Below are 14,154 nucleotides of genomic sequence, written 5' to 3'. Positions count from 1 at the left end.
CAGCTTTCTAAAGTATTAACCACATGTACTCCTGATGAACGATTACCGCTGGTGCGGTAAACGAGCATTACGGAACGAAGGACAATACGAAGAGAGAAGGCCTGCCAGCTGTGGTGACCCCCGCTGAAGACACACGTGCTCGCACGAGCCGGAGGATTGCCGCAGCATTGCTTGGCGCAATGCTGCTGTTCACCGGTATCTTCGGCACCGCAGCATCAGCAGCAGCTACTCCCGCCGAGAACCAAACACTCGAGCCAGTCGAAGAAGAAGTCACACCAGAACCGGTAGAGACCGAGGTTATTGCAGAGGAAAGCACACCTGAGCCCGAAGCAACGCCGAATGCCGAGGCTCAGGAAACACCCACCCCACAAGCCTTCAGTGCAACCGCAACCGGTGAAGCCATCATTCAGGTCCAGGTTGGTGGAGATCGCACAAGTGCTTCTAATGTTGCTGGCCTTGCCGGGGTAGAACTTCGCTTGAATAAAGGTGATGCTGCCGGGCCGGAGAACAACCCGGTCGATGCACACTGGGCAACCTGTATTTCGGATGCCCAGGGCATCTGTGAATTTACTGTCGCTGAATCCGACTTCGACTCGTTCTGGGTTGTACAGGCAGCTGCTCCAGAGGGTTGGTACGCCAATGAGAGTCTCACCGTTTCAGGCAACTCATCAGGCGAATACCAGTTTCATGTCGGCAACCAGCTGCAAGCAGGAAAGACCTACGAGCTTGGAAAGAACTTCACGGGTGATGTACAGAACGGCAACAACCGTCATGCGATCTCCGGCATCTGGCAGAACTCTCGCGACAATCCGCAACTCGGTACATGTGAACCCGGCATGAATATTGCACTTGTGCTCGACCAATCCAAGGAGATGAACGAGGGCAAGGTAAAGAACGCAGCTCATCAATTTGTTGAGTCTATGAACGGCACCGGTTCCTCGATTGCAATTCACGCTTTTTCCAATCCGGGCAACAGCGGCCAAAAGCTTTCGTCTACAACCATCGACGCCGCTAATAAGCAAAAGATCGGTGGAGCAATCGATTCATATAAAACCCGTGGAAACCACTCAAACTGGGACCTTGGGTTGTGGCAAGTTGCTGCAGCCGAGGAGAAATACGACCTCACCATTGTCATAACCGGAAAGAACCCTACCGACCATGGACACGGCAAGGGAAGTAGCGGAAGCGGGAATTTTACTCAAATGGTGGCCCTTGAAGAGGCTATCTTCTCGGCCAATGCTTTGAAAGCTACCGGCTCTCGGGTCGTCGCAATCAGTGCGGGGAGCGACTCCGAGAACTTGAGAGCAATCTCTGGACCTACCGAATATAGTGCTGACTCTTCCGCCGCCACAGCCGCAGCAGATTATGCACGTTTGGAGTGGGGCGAGCTCGAGAATTTCATGACTTCCTTGGCCAAGGAGCTCAATTGCGAACCAACGCTGGAACCAGACATCACCATTGAGAAACTCGGTTGGGACACACCAACCGCAGACGAGCTCGAGGGTGCAACACAGCTGGTCTCGGAGGAAACCAAGGTCCCTAGGGGCCAGAAGATCACCTGGACTTACGAGGTAGAGAACACCGGTGAGACGATCTTGCACAACATCGAGGTGGTCGACGATGCACCCGGCAGCAACGAGGTCGTATGTCCGGCTGAGACCTTAGAAGTCGGCGAGTCAATGACCTGTACGGCTTCCGGAGCCGTCACACCAAACCTCTAGAAGAACTGGCTGCAACGCAGTCTCACAGGACACAAGTTTGCTCGGAGTACGAGCATAAATTACTCATCAACAAATTATTCCGAATCAATCACAATTCGGGCACACAAGAAGGAGCACATATGAAGAATTCGACAAAAGGTTTCGTCGCGGGAGCCGCTGGTGTAGGTCTACTGCTCGGAGCGTCCACGTTCGCGATCTGGAGCGACAATGCCACGGTCGACGGTGCAGAGATTGCTGCCGGTAACGTGGAAGTCTCTGTTGAACATAAGGGCTGGGAAGATGATCGCACGGGTCAGCACATCGGGCAGACCCTCGAGAGTTTCAAAGTCGTTCCCGGTGACAGCATTAAACGTACCGACGAGGTCAAAGTCGATCTGGACGGTGACAACATGGTCGCGAACCTTCAATTGGTCGGAGGCGCATTAGATGGCGACCTCTCGAATGCACTCACCATCGACTATCAACTGCAAAATAGTACCGGGGTGGAGGTCCTTCAGGTTGACGAATCAGGACTGGAAGTTCAGCTGACCCCAGAAGATGTTAAAGGCACAGCCACCCACCCGAACACGCAGTTTGTCGTCGAGACCACCATCCATTTCGATGCAAACAAAGTCAAAGACCGGGAGCTGACCCAAACCGAAGCCAAGCTGGACCAGACGTCACTGCAACTTCGCCAGATTAACGAATCTTCAGAAGGCTCAAACAACTAATCTATCTCCCTCAGAACGACTCAATATTTAGAATAGATAGGCATGCACCATGACAACCACGACTCGCACCGAGGCTCCTGAAGAGGTGGCCGAGACTTCGGCTGATACCTCTTCCGAACCTCCCGTGTGGCGAGGCATGGTGTCAGGTGTAGTCAGTGCCGTTCTGATTGCCCTTCTTTTACTTGTGATGATCAGTACCGTCCTGCCCCGCTTGATAGGTGGTGCGGGGCTCACGGTGTTGAGTAGCTCGATGGAACCCACCTATTCGCCCGGCGATATGGTGATCACCGTCCCGCAGGAGAGCTACGCAATCGGCGACGTCGTCACGTTTCAACCGGTCTCGAACGATCCAACCCTGGTGACGCATCGCATTGTGGCTCAGCGTTCGGGAGCAGACGGCGTCAGCTATGTGACCCGCGGCGACGCGAACGGCAGCGATGACGAGCCGATCGTCGCGGATCAAGTGATGGGCAAGGTGCTTTACCATGTGCCCTATATTGGCCATGTGTCCCTGGCGATCGGTGATCACCGGAATACACTGATCCTGGTTGTCGCGGCTGGATTGCTGCTGTACGCAAGCTACGCGCTGGGATCTGCAGTGATCGGTGGAATTCGTGGGAAACGGAGGCGTCATGAGTAATGCAACGTCTCGCAGCAGACCGCACTGGTTCACGCTGGCTGCGGTTGCTGCACTGGTCGGCCTTGGTTCGGCTGGCGGGACCTATGCGCTGTGGAATAGCGGAGGCACGGTGTCGCAAGCGCAGATCGTTTCGGGTGACCTCGAAATCACGAGCTCAAACGTTCACTGGCGAGACACGAGTAGCGAAGATCCACAGGAGATCAAAAACCCAGAAACCCACTTGGTGCGCCCTGGAGACACCGTTTCGGTTGAGATTCCTCTGGAATTGAACCTCGAGGGTGACAACATGCAAGCCGAACTCAATGTGGTTTGGGAGTCACCGGCTAACGTGCCCACCGGCGTGAGCAGTAGCTACGCAGTGCTGGATGCGGACGGCGCTGAAATAGGTCACTCCCCTATGAAACTTGGCGAGCAAACATTGCTCGACCTGGAGCAGCTCGAGCCACTAAGTGTACGAATTGACCTGGATTTTGCTGATCTGCCCGACCGCTTCGGCGCAGACAGTGCAGATACCTTGAACAACCTGAGTGATTTCACGATTGTGCTAGAACAGGTTCGTGGCGGAGGTGAGGACTAATGAGGACCAAGCGTTCTGTCGCGCTGATCAGTGGTGCCGCCGTCGTGGGCGCTGCGCTTGGCATCGGTGGGACCACCATGGCTCTGTGGAATGATTCGGTCCCGGTTGAAACCCAGATGCAGAGCGGTTTCGAATACTTCGCCGCCGGCGCCGGCGACAATACGGTTGTCGCTACCGATGGCACCGTGGAGTTCACCGTGGGTGCTACTGAAGCTGCCCAACTATTGGAAGATCGCGAGTTCGCCGTTGCGCTGCAGACCGAGTCCATCAGTCAAGGAAACGCCGGGTTGACCTACGCGATTGACGAGCCAGACTGGGGCGATCACATTTTCGGTGCGGCCGAAACCAAACTTTTCCGGATCGACTTCGCCTCGGAATGTTCCGTCGACAGCACTGAAAACGCAGACGCTGCTACACAGTCCACACCGGTGGAAGCAGAATACTCGGACACAACCGAACCGAACGTCGAATACTGGTGCTTCGTCGCCGACTTGGAAGCACTGCCCGTTGAGGGCGACTATTCCAGTTCAGCAACGGTGACCGCCGAGAGTGACGATGGTGTCACGGTCGAGGACACCAGTGAGTGGAACGCAAAAGTCACCAGGTCTATGGATCCCGCCAAAGAACCAGACCACACCATAACGTTCTCGTATGAGACCGTCCGAGCAGAGGTGACCCTGTGAAACGCCACCTCGTCGATCGACCGCGCCGGTACTTAGCCGCCGGAGTGGCTATCGTTGCCTTATTGGTTGGCGTCACTGCACCTGCCGCGGCTGCTCCAGTGGTTGCAGAGAGTCCAGTTCAGATCACCTGGGATGCGTCGGACAACGGGTCCGCCACTGCTAAAAGCTTCTTTGGAGTTCCAGTCGTTGTCCCCGGCGACAGCGCTCACCGCAGCCTAACTGTGCGCAACGGCGGACCCTCAGACGGGACATTGACCGCTCGCATTGTTAATGTGCAGCTTGCCGGCTCGAGTACCGGGGTTTCCTTCTACGATGACCTCGAGATCCACTGGGCCGGTGATTCAGCTTCGATGCGCGAACTGCACAACAACGGCGAAACGCAGATCGTCCACGATGCCTTGGCTCAAGGATCCCAAACCGAAGTAACCCTCGAGTACCTCTTCCCACGAGATGCCGCCTCGGGTAACCATGCCAACACTGCGTCACATCGGGCCAGCTTCGACGTCGAGTTCCAAATCAGCGGTGCCCTACCTACCAGCGGCGCTGCTACAGATCCAACGCACGCGTCCGGCAGTTCCACCAGTTCGGAAAGTTCCGGCAGTGCAGCAGTTTCCCAAGGATCCGCTGACCCGCAAGGCAATGAATCACTCATCGCCCAGTCCGACAGCAGTGATTCAACCGGGACCAGTGATCAGTCAGGGATAACCGTGCCAGTGGGGATCAGTGATCCAGACGGAACGAATGTCACCACTGAGAGGGCCGCCGACCCAGAGCCCAGGTTGGACACCGGCGACTTAGTTCTGGTCGGTGGAGTACAGAACTGGCCAATCCTCATCACGGCCATACTGGTTGGTGTCGGTTGGGCCGCGATGAGAGGGTTCCGAACACGCCCGAGGGCTTACTAAAGTGCTTCGGCCGGTGCTGCCCCGAGTACTTCTTCCTCGCTCAGTTCTGTTGCTGCGGCACTGTATTCGGCAAAGGCGCCGCGATATTGTGCTGCGGGGTGCGAGTCGGGGAGTCGATCAGCTCCGGTGATCCGTCCACGAAGTGTGCTGCCAGTCTCGGCATCGAGCTGCTCGGGGCTCCGGGCCATACCGCGAGCGCGAAGCTCTGGGATCACATGATCAATAAACTCGACGTAGCTGCCGGGCAGGGTCGCGTTGATGACGTTGATGCCGTCAATACCGGCGTCCTGCCATTGTTCGAGTTCGTCCACGATCTGCTCGGGTGTACCGGTTATCCGGGTGGCTTGCGCTCGGAAACGGGCCAAGTCACGCACGCTCATCGTGCCGTCGGGGTTCATGGAACGGAGCTCAGCTAGATGTCCCCGCGAGCCCTCAGTCGTCAACTCACCGATGGGCGTATCTAGTGGGAGGTAGCCCAAATCAACACCAAGGCTACCGCCCGTATGAGCAATCAACGCGTGGTCGTCCAGCGAATCGTCAAGCTCAGCAGCTTTGGCCTGAGCTTCAGCCTCGGTCGAACCAACCACGAAGGAGAGGCCCTGAATGAATTGCACGTCTTCGGGTTGGCGACCGAATCCAACGGCACGACGACGTACATCGGCGGCATGTTGTTGAGCCTGTCCTAAGCTCGGTGCCATCGAAAAGGTCGCTTCAGCGTGCTGTGCGGCAACATCGCGACCGCGTGGCGAGGAGCCCGCCTGGAATAGCAACGGGGTGCGCTGCGGTGACGGCGAAGATAGGTGCGGTCCTTCGACCGTGTAATTGCGGGAGACGTGATGGATCTTGGCGATCTTGGCCGGATCTGCGTGTAGGCCGACCCCGCGATCGTGTTCCAGGGTTTTATCGGCCAGCAGTGCGTCGTCGTCCCAGGATCCTTCCCACAGTTTGTAGCAAACCTCGAGGTACTCTTCGGCCAGGTCGTACCGGTTGTCATGCTCCAGGAGTCCGGTACCGCCATAATTGCGGTGTGAGTTTTCCAGTGCGGAGGTCACCACGTTCCAGCCCACTCGCCCACCGGTCAGGTGATCCAGTGTGGAGAGCTGGCGGGCGAAGGTATACGGATGCGTTTGAATCACCGACGAGGTCAGCGCTAACCCAATGCGGTTGGTCGTCGCAGCCAACGCGGACAGCAGCACGAGCGGATCATTCGCTGGGACTTGCAGGCCACGGCGGACATGCGAGGCCCATCCTCCCTCGTGGTCCCCGTAGACGCCAACAACATCGGCGAGGAAAGCGATATCAAAGCCGCCGTCTTCTAAGGTTTTGGTGAGTTCAACCCAGTGCTGCAGTTCGTTGAATCGGTGTTGTTGGGCTTCAGGTTGGCGCCAGGCACCACCGAGAATGTGGCTGGTGGTGTTCATCATGAAGGCTGACAAGATCAATGGACGACGGTGTGACACGGTGTGCTCCTAATATTGATTCGTGGTTTTGCGGACGACGAAGGACTATTCGGCTGTGAAGTCGGCCCATACCTGTTCGACGTTTTCCACGGTGACGTCGTCGGTGAACTGAACGGCACCGTCGAGATATTCATCAAACCAAGCAGCCACTTCTTCGGACTGGTAAGCCTCTTGCAAGGCTTGGGTTTTCTCAGATTCTTGTTCGCCGGGTTGGACTCCGACCGCAACAGTGAACGGCTCCTCAAAAGTAGCGCTGTCTTCCAACAGCAATGTGGTTTCGGACATGTCATATCCGGCCTCGGCAATGAGCCGAGAAGGTGCAAACGCTGCATCGACATCCGGGAGCGTCTGACCAGTCGATTGCAAGTCCACCTCAATAAAATCGAAGTCTCGCGGATTGGCGGTGATGGACTCCTGAGATAACTGGTTAACCGGAACGGTTTCGTCGATTTCAATGAGGCCAGCATCAGCCAGGATTTTGATTCCTCGACCGTTATTGGTGGTGTCCACTGCAAGCGATATCTGAGCGCCATCCGGCAGATCCTCGACAGAGTCGTGAGTGACTGAGAAGAAGCCATTGGGCATATAGAACACAGAAAATGCTGGTTCTACTTCGGTCTTATTATCCGTGTTGAATTGATCCAAGTACGACAAGTGTTGGAAGTAATTCGCGTCGTATTCCCCCGAAGAGACCACATGATTTGGCTGGATGATGTCGGTGACGTAGGTAGTCTCCAACTCCCAACCATCTTCCGCAAGGAGATCTTTCGCGATCTCGGTTGGCTCCTGAAACGGGGCGGATTCGGTGACGATAATGCTGATCGTACGGTCGCCGTCACCGGCCGAAGCCAGTCCGCAGCTGGTGAGTCCGAGTGCTGCGATGGCGGCGATACCGGCTGTCAAATTGCGACGAAGGATTCTCAGGGTAGGCAAAATTGGCATGGAAAACCTTAAAGGTGTGATGAGCGATGAAGATGTGTGTAGCGGGTACGGTGGTTATTCGGCAAGGTATGTTTCCCATTGCTCGCCGATATTCTCGGTGGTGTACTGACCGTTATACGGCAAGGCTCCGTCAAGGTATTGTTCGTACCATTGTTCAACCTCTTCGGATTGGAAGGCATCTTGCAGGGCCTGGATCTTTTCCGAATCGCGCTCGCCGTCACCAACGCCGACTATGACGCTGAATGCAAAGAGATCTGTATAGTCCTCAAATGCGAGCATGGTGTCCTGGACGTCGTAGCCTGCTTCTACTTGGAATCGTGTGGTCGAGAAACCGGCGTCTACATCAGGCAAGGTTTGAGCTGAAGACTGCTGATCTATCTCGATAAATTCCAAATTCTTGGGGTTATCCGTGATGGATTCTTGAGAGAGCTCAGTCACGGAAACCGACTGGTCAACTTCGATCAGTCCTTCGTCTGCGAGCAATTGAAGTGCGCGGCCATTATTGGAACGATCCACGGGCAGAGAAATTTGTGCACCGTCAGGCAGATCGTCGAGCGTGTCATATTTAACAGAGAACACACCGGCTGGGGCATCGTACACGGTGAATGCAGGCTCCACGAGGGTGTCGTTGTCTTCATTGAACTGCCGCAGATAAGCGGCATGCTGGAAGAAGTTCGCGTCGTATTCGCCCTCGGATACAACCTGGTTGGGCTGGACGATGTCGGTAACGTACGTGGGTTGCAACGTCCAGCCTTCTTCGGCCAGGAGTTCCTTGGCGATCTCGGTGGGCTCTTGGTAGGGCTCCGATTCAGTCACGATGATGCTGATGGTGCGGTCGCCGTCACCAGCCGAAGCCAGCCCACAACCGGACAGAGCCAGAACAGCAAGGGCACTTATGACGCCAGAACGCGTGAGCCTAGTGATAGTCATGATGCTTTCTCCAAACGCTATTCTGCTGTGAACTCTGCCCAAATGTCCTGGGCGTCGTTGGTAGTGATATCCCCGTTGTATTCAGTTGCGCCGTCGAGATAGTCTTCGAACCATTGCTGCACCTCTGGCGACTGGTAGGCATCCTGGAGTGCCTGGGTTTTCTCAGAGTCCTGGTCACCCGGCTGAACCGCCACGACATTCGTATATGGGCGGCGTACTTCCTCGTCTTCTTCCAATGCCAATGCTGTTTCGTTGATGTCGTGGCCTGCTTCGGCGATCAGACGGGCGAACACGAATCCGGCATCAACGTCGCTCAGCGTGTGCGCCGAGGATTGCTGGTCGATCTCAATGAACTCCAGGTTCTTGGGGTTAGCAGTAATGTCAGCTTGGGACAGTGCGGTTACCGGCACCGATTCATCGATCTCCAGCAGACCATGCTCGGCCAGTAGTTTGATACCGCGCCCGTTATTAGCGGTATCGACGGGCAAAGAAATTTCTGCTCCATCAGGTAGGTCGTCAAATGAATCATGCTCAAGCGAGAAGAGACCAGACGATGAGTAGTACGTGGAGAATGCAGGTTCCACCTCGGTGCCATTGTCTTCATTGAACTGACGCAGGTATGCCAAATGCTGGAAGAAGTTCGCGTCGTATTCGCCCTGAGAAACTACTTGGTTGGGTTGCACGATATCGGTCACGTAGGTGGGTTCCAACGTCCAACCGTCTTCGGCCAGTAGTTCTTTTGCAATCTCGGTGGGCTCTTGATACGGCGCTGATTCGGTGACGATGATGCTAATGGTGCGATCCTCACTACCTCCGGCTGAGGTCAGCTCGCAGCTCGTCAAAGCCAGTGCGGCGATGGCGACGATACCGGTCGTCAGATTGCGGCGGATCGGTTTTTGGGTAGGTAAAATTGGCATGGAAAACCTTAAAGTTTGTGATGAGAAGAGCGTTAGATGCGTTTATCGGCAACGCGTGCCAGGGAGTTTCCGCCCCACTGGACCGCGCTGACCAGCAACACCATGAGGACGACGGCGACGAACATGACCACGGTTTCGTATCGGTAGTAGCCGTAGCGGATGGCGAAGTCGCCGATGCCACCGCCCCCGACCAGGCCAACCATGGCCGAGTAGGAAATAAAGCTCACGGTGGTGATGGTGATCGATCCAATAATGCCGGATCGGGCGTCGACCAGCAGCACGTTGCGGATGATTTGGCGGCGGGTTGCTCCCATGGCTCGGGATGCCTCCACCGCACCGGCGCCCAACTGAGAGATGTTCTGTTCGACCAGCCGTGCGAAGTACGGGATCGCGTTGATGGTCAGCGGCACGATCGCCGCTGCCGTCCCAACGGTAGTGCCAACCAACAGTCGGGTCAGCGGGATGATGGCGATCAACAAGATCAGAAACGGAAATGACCGCAGCATGTTGACCAGGCCGCTGACAAAAGCATGCAGTTTTGGTTGGGGAGCGATCGAACCGGGAGCATGCACGAATAACCAGATACCCAGCGGGGTGCCAAGCAGCACAGCCACAGGAATGGCCACGCCGATCATGGCGAAGGTTTCTAACATGGCCTGGATCAGTTCGGGGCGGAGTTCTACGATACGTTGCATTAGACGCGCCCTCCCACTGCCAATTCGGCTGCTTCGGCGTCCACGGCAGCGGCGTGCTGACCACGGTCTACGTGGATACCGTCGGAGGTCAAATACCTGCCGATTGGCGTAGTCGGTGCGAAGGTTTTATCGTGTAAACGATCTGCGGCAAAGCGCTCGACAATGCGCCCGGATTCCATCACGGCAACGTGGTCGGTCAGCGCTTTGATGACTTCCATTTCGTGGGTGACCACCACAACGGTGATCCCAAGTTCCCGGTTGATGTCCGCCAAATATTGCAGCACGGTGGCCGTGGTGAACGGGTCCAGCGCCGAGGTCGGCTCATCGCAGAGCAGGACCCGAGGGCGGGTAGCCAGGGCACGGGCAATCGCCACCCGCTGTTGTTGTCCACCGGAGAGTTTTGCCGGATACACGGTAGCTTTGTCTGATATGTCGACAATCTCGAGCGCTTCTGCCACCCGAGCACGGCGTTCGTTTGCACTGCTGACCCCGGCGAATTTCAACGACAGTTCCACGTTTTGGGCAACCGTGAGGTTGTTGACGAGGTTGAAGCCCTGGAAAATCATGCCGATCTGGTGTCTGGACTGGCGCAGGTCCTCAGTAGAAAGTTTCATCAGATCAACGCCGTCGATGATGACTTCGCCGGTGGTTGGGCGTTCGAGCAGGTTGATATTGCGTAGCAGGGTGGATTTACCAGCACCAGAAAACCCGATGATCCCCTGGATACTTCCGCGAGCAATCTCGAGGCTGACATCGTCAACTGCGGTGATGGGATCTTTGCCGCGGGCGGCAAAAGTGGTCGATAGATGACGCAGAGAAATCATTGAATCACTCCATTGTTTCTGGCGTTAGCACCGTCCGACACCAGAAATGGTGGAGGGGTTGCTGCGACGTCTACGAGCCAGATCTCTCAGTCGCTCTGAATGGTTTACTCCGCATATCTTATGCGCACCACAGGCAAATGAGCAAGAGATCACATGAAATTGAGTCATAAAAAGTCACAACGTCTGGCACCAGATCGGCCTATGATGAGTAGAACACCACAACTCGATCGGGAACACCAATGGACGTCGTAGACGCTAAAGCATTCTTAGTTCTGGCCGAAGAACTCCACTTCGGTCGTGCTGCCCAGCGCCTGCAAATGGGACAACCACCGCTATCTCGCCAAATTCAACGGCTCGAGAGAGCTCTGGGGACCAGGCTGTTCAAACGGACTTCCCGCCAAGTCGAGCTCACCGTGGCCGGGCAAACGCTCATCGAGCCGGCCCGTGAACTGATCGCCGCATCCGAACGCGCCGTCGAATCGGTGAAATCTACGATGACCGGACAAATCGGCACCGTTTCCCTGGGCTTTGCCGGAGCCAGTTCGAACGCTGAAGTTGCCGCTTTAGCACGGCAATTGGCGATCAAGACTCCCCGACTACGCTTTGAAGTCACGTCATCACAGTTTGCCGACGACGCTTTGAAGAAGGTGCTCGATAAATCCTTGGATTTCTCGATTGGACTCTGGGAATTCCTGCCGTCCGAACTCGATGCCCTGCACCTGGGCGACGACGATGTTCTAGTTGCCGTCCATGAAAACCATCCGCTGGCCAAATACGACCGGGTGAGCATGTCACAGCTTGCTCAAGATGCCTGGATTAATCTGCCCGGGGGCTACAACTCTGCGCTGCAAAACCGGTTTCGCAACTTGTCACTCAATGCGGGATTCGTGCCGAAACGCAATCAGACGGTGCCCGACTCATGGACCGTCATGCTCCTGGTGGGTGTTGGCATGGGTGCATCGCTGACACTGTCGTCTGTGGCTTCCTCGGTGCCGGCTGACGATGTGAAGTTCTTAGAGATCGATGATCCGACCAATACGCCCATTCCGCTGCGGCTCGTGTGGCGACGCGATGCGCTGAATCCGGTATTGCAGACGGTCATCGATACTGCCGAAGAGCTCTTTACTTAGCCCTTCAGAAACGCAGCAAAGTAGGCATCGAACGCTTCGTAGTCTTCCAACGGCAATACGTGGCCAATGTACTGGTCGGGGCGGACAATGACGACGGCTCCGCGGGTGCGATCGATTTCGCGCAGGTCATAGATATCCTGCGTGGCCTCCAGCCCCGGGATATTGCCCAGCAAGCTACCGTTCGTCTTTTCGGCTGAGAAGACTTTCTCATAGTCGGTAAGCCCAAAGATGCCTTTAGCTGGCTGCACCAATTTGGGCAGAGCGTTGATATCGACCTCGGTATGCGACTGCTGAGTGACGGCGTAGATGTCGAAGACCGAATCCGTATCGGTGCTCTGCGGGGTGAACCGGTTGATCGCGCTGGCGTCATCGGTGAGCATGCGTTCACACCAGTTGGCGATGGCCGACCCTGGCGCCAGCCCGGCATCATCAGCGAAGAGGTAAACGCGCCACCGTCCGTCTGCCCGGTGGACGTGGCCAAGCTGCAAAGGTTTGGCATCGGCGACCCGAATGACCGGTGCCGAGTGGAAGCGGGTGCCGATTTCAAACTTCGGTGCCAGATCCTGATGCGTGTCGGCTCCGGTCAGCGTCGAAAATTCGGGAGTGTACCGGGTCGCGAGTCCCGCAGTAAATTGCCCGCCGCGCACAAACTGTGCTTCGACTTCTTCCGGGGTGACCGGTTGATCAGCATCGCGTGAACCCACCATCTTGGACCAACGAATGTCATAGTCAATGAGTTCTTGAGCGGTGACTTTGCGCTCTTCCGAGTAGGTGTGCAGCAACTCCGGTTTAGCCTGGCCGGTCAGCACAGCGCCCAGTTTCCAACCGAGGTTGAACGTATCCTGCATCGACACGTTCATCCCCTGACCGGCTTTTGCCGAGTGGGTATGGCAGGCATCGCCGGCAATGAAAATACGCGGCTGCTGGTCGGCACGTTCGTCGTCGTTGAGGTTATCGAAACCATCGGCGATGCGCTGGCCGACCTCGTAAATTGACCACCAGGCAACATCGCGGACCTCGATGCTGTAGGGGTCCAGAATCTTGTTGGCTGATTCGGTGATCTGTTCGACCGTGGTGCGTTTCCGGAAGTCGGTATCGCCTTCGGGGACGGCACCGAGGTCAACGTAGAGCCGCACCAAATAGCCGCCTTCACGTGGGATCAGAATGATCGAACCTGCATCCGAGCTGATCACGGCCTTCTTGCGAATATCTGGGAAATCCGTGACCAGCAGGACGTCCATGACGCCCCACGCATGGTTTTGCACATCTCCGTGGAGCTTGCGATCGATCGACTCGCGCACCGCAGAACGGGCACCATCACAGCCGACCACATATTTTGCGCGGACGGTGCGAGTTGTACCGGCCTGTTCCTCGGCAGTAGCTTCCAGGGTCACCTCGACGGGGTACTCGTCCGATTCGTCGATGGTCTGAGAAACGTACTGCCAGCCGTAGTCGACGGCAAAACGGGACGGTGAATTTGCAGCGACGTCAAAGAGCAATTCCTGCATGCGCGCCTGGTTCACGATGACGTGTGGGAATTCGGACAGTCCATCGGCAACGTCTTGGACCAGGCCGGTGCGGGTGATGCCCTCATCGGAGTTTTCAACCGACCAGAACGCAGTTTCATTGACCCAGAGCGCTTCGCGCACGAGCCTATCGGCCAGACCAAAGGCCTCAAACATTTCCACGGTTCGACAGGCAACCCCGTCAGCATGACCACGGGCTAGTGGTTCGGCACGACGATCCACCGTGGCCACCGATAACTCGGGATACTGGGAGAGTTGAGCGGTCAGCACGGCACCTGCGGGCCCGGTCCCTACGACGAGGACATCGACGGTTGCGGGCAACTCGGCGTCTTGCCGCATATACCGCGGTGCCGCCGGGGCAATGCTGGGGTCTCCGAAGGTGTAACCGTTGAGGTGGTATTGCATGCTGTTCTTCCATTCTGCGCTCGTGCGCTCCAACACATTCTCTGCTGGACCGTACGCCCAAACATGCGACAAACGCAACGACAACTGCT

The 14,154-nt window shown here is 56.4% G+C and carries 14 protein-coding genes and 1 riboswitch; of the genes, 7 read left to right on the top strand and 7 right to left on the bottom strand.

Going from position 1 to position 14,154, the window contains the following annotated elements:
* Positions 1-110 precede the first annotated feature (110 nt).
* The 6 genes from G583_RS0106055 (at position 111) to G583_RS0106030 (ending at position 5,236) form a co-directional block, all read left to right on the top strand.
* Positions 111-1,721 (top strand): vWA domain-containing protein, encoded by a 1,611-nt coding sequence (locus G583_RS0106055; protein WP_022870295.1) that lies wholly within the window; start codon positions 111-113, stop codon positions 1,719-1,721.
* Positions 1,722-1,840: 119 nt separating this feature from the next.
* The gene (locus G583_RS16295; protein ID WP_022870294.1) at positions 1,841-2,431 is read left to right on the top strand and encodes an alternate-type signal peptide domain-containing protein; all 591 of its coding nucleotides are present in this window, start codon (positions 1,841-1,843) and stop codon (positions 2,429-2,431) included.
* Positions 2,432-2,480: 49 nt separating this feature from the next.
* Positions 2,481-3,071 carry a signal peptidase I gene (locus G583_RS14670; RefSeq protein WP_022870293.1) on the top strand — a complete coding sequence of 197 codons (591 nt, stop codon included), beginning with the start codon at positions 2,481-2,483 and terminating at the stop codon, positions 3,069-3,071.
* Positions 3,064-3,648 (top strand): alternate-type signal peptide domain-containing protein, encoded by a 585-nt coding sequence (locus G583_RS0106040; protein WP_022870292.1) that lies wholly within the window; start codon positions 3,064-3,066, stop codon positions 3,646-3,648. Before G583_RS14670 ends, G583_RS0106040 begins: the two co-directional genes overlap by 8 nt.
* Complete coding sequence (locus tag G583_RS0106035; protein WP_022870291.1) at positions 3,648-4,331, top strand: SipW-dependent-type signal peptide-containing protein; 684 nt, start codon at positions 3,648-3,650, stop codon at positions 4,329-4,331. The genes G583_RS0106040 and G583_RS0106035 overlap by 1 nt, the downstream gene beginning before the upstream one ends.
* On the top strand, positions 4,328-5,236 hold the full coding sequence (locus tag G583_RS0106030; RefSeq protein ID WP_022870290.1) for a hypothetical protein: 909 nt from the start codon (positions 4,328-4,330) through the stop codon (positions 5,234-5,236). Before G583_RS0106035 ends, G583_RS0106030 begins: the two co-directional genes overlap by 4 nt.
* On the opposite strand, the gene G583_RS14665 is transcribed toward G583_RS0106030, so the two are convergent.
* The 6 genes from G583_RS14665 to G583_RS14650 form a co-directional block, all read right to left on the bottom strand.
* The gene (locus G583_RS14665) at positions 5,233-6,660 is read right to left on the bottom strand and encodes an NtaA/DmoA family FMN-dependent monooxygenase (RefSeq protein WP_211210751.1); all 1,428 of its coding nucleotides are present in this window, start codon (positions 6,658-6,660) and stop codon (positions 5,233-5,235) included. The two genes, G583_RS0106030 and G583_RS14665, sit on opposite strands and share 4 nt — an antisense overlap.
* Positions 6,661-6,741: 81 nt before the next feature.
* On the bottom strand, positions 6,742-7,638 hold the full coding sequence (locus G583_RS14660; protein ID WP_022870288.1) for a MetQ/NlpA family ABC transporter substrate-binding protein: 897 nt from the start codon (positions 7,636-7,638) through the stop codon (positions 6,742-6,744).
* Positions 7,639-7,692: 54 nt separating this feature from the next.
* Positions 7,693-8,568 (bottom strand): MetQ/NlpA family ABC transporter substrate-binding protein, encoded by an 876-nt coding sequence (locus tag G583_RS14655; RefSeq protein ID WP_022870287.1) that lies wholly within the window; start codon positions 8,566-8,568, stop codon positions 7,693-7,695.
* A gap of 17 nt (positions 8,569-8,585) precedes the next feature.
* A complete protein-coding gene (locus G583_RS0106010) occupies positions 8,586-9,485 on the bottom strand; it encodes a MetQ/NlpA family ABC transporter substrate-binding protein (RefSeq protein WP_022870286.1) in 900 nt (299 codons plus the stop codon).
* Positions 9,486-9,517: 32 nt separating this feature from the next.
* Complete coding sequence (locus G583_RS0106005) at positions 9,518-10,180, bottom strand: methionine ABC transporter permease (protein ID WP_022870285.1); 663 nt, start codon at positions 10,178-10,180, stop codon at positions 9,518-9,520.
* Positions 10,180-11,004: a methionine ABC transporter ATP-binding protein gene (locus tag G583_RS14650; protein ID WP_051129604.1), complete on the bottom strand. Its 825-nt coding sequence runs from the start codon at positions 11,002-11,004 to the stop codon at positions 10,180-10,182. The genes G583_RS0106005 and G583_RS14650 overlap by 1 nt, the downstream gene beginning before the upstream one ends.
* Positions 10,998-11,110: riboswitch (SAM riboswitch) on the bottom strand. (Overlaps the previous gene by 7 nt.)
* Positions 11,111-11,243: 133 nt before the next feature.
* On the opposite strand from G583_RS14650, the gene G583_RS0105995 reads away from it, so the two are divergent.
* Positions 11,244-12,134 (top strand): LysR family transcriptional regulator, encoded by an 891-nt coding sequence (locus tag G583_RS0105995; protein WP_022870284.1) that lies wholly within the window; start codon positions 11,244-11,246, stop codon positions 12,132-12,134.
* On the opposite strand, the gene G583_RS0105990 is transcribed toward G583_RS0105995, so the two are convergent.
* Complete coding sequence (locus G583_RS0105990; RefSeq protein WP_022870283.1) at positions 12,131-14,065, bottom strand: FAD-dependent monooxygenase; 1,935 nt, start codon at positions 14,063-14,065, stop codon at positions 12,131-12,133. The genes G583_RS0105995 and G583_RS0105990 overlap by 4 nt on opposite strands.
* Positions 14,066-14,154 lie beyond the last annotated feature (89 nt).

The organism is Yaniella halotolerans DSM 15476 (genome assembly GCF_000420805.1).
In the GTDB taxonomy this organism is placed as follows: domain Bacteria; phylum Actinomycetota; class Actinomycetes; order Actinomycetales; family Micrococcaceae; genus Yaniella; species Yaniella halotolerans.
Note: the sequence above shows the minus strand (reverse complement) of the source record. Positions and strands in the feature narration are given on the sequence as shown.

Bases quoted from the DNA above. Each gene is read 5' to 3' on its own strand.
- G583_RS0106010 (WP_022870286.1), bottom strand. From the start codon at position 9,485: ATGCCAATTTTACCTACCCAAAAACCGATCCGCCGCAATCTGACGACC.
- G583_RS14655 (WP_022870287.1), bottom strand. From the start codon at position 8,568: ATGACTATCACTAGGCTCACGCGTTCTGGCGTCATAAGTGCCCTTGCT.
- G583_RS0106035 (WP_022870291.1), top strand. From the start codon at position 3,648: ATGAGGACCAAGCGTTCTGTCGCGCTGATCAGTGGTGCCGCCGTCGTG.
- G583_RS0106005 (WP_022870285.1), bottom strand. From the start codon at position 10,180: ATGCAACGTATCGTAGAACTCCGCCCCGAACTGATCCAGGCCATGTTA.
- G583_RS16295 (WP_022870294.1), top strand. From the start codon at position 1,841: ATGAAGAATTCGACAAAAGGTTTCGTCGCGGGAGCCGCTGGTGTAGGT.
- G583_RS0106040 (WP_022870292.1), top strand. From the start codon at position 3,064: ATGAGTAATGCAACGTCTCGCAGCAGACCGCACTGGTTCACGCTGGCT.
- G583_RS14665 (WP_211210751.1), bottom strand. From the start codon at position 6,660: ATGATGAACACCACCAGCCACATTCTCGGTGGTGCCTGGCGCCAACCT.
- G583_RS0105990 (WP_022870283.1), bottom strand. From the start codon at position 14,065: ATGCAATACCACCTCAACGGTTACACCTTCGGAGACCCCAGCATTGCC.
- G583_RS14670 (WP_022870293.1), top strand. From the start codon at position 2,481: ATGACAACCACGACTCGCACCGAGGCTCCTGAAGAGGTGGCCGAGACT.
- G583_RS0105995 (WP_022870284.1), top strand. From the start codon at position 11,244: ATGGACGTCGTAGACGCTAAAGCATTCTTAGTTCTGGCCGAAGAACTC.
- G583_RS14650 (WP_051129604.1), bottom strand. From the start codon at position 11,004: ATGATTTCTCTGCGTCATCTATCGACCACTTTTGCCGCCCGCGGCAAA.
- G583_RS14660 (WP_022870288.1), bottom strand. From the start codon at position 7,638: ATGCCAATTTTGCCTACCCTGAGAATCCTTCGTCGCAATTTGACAGCC.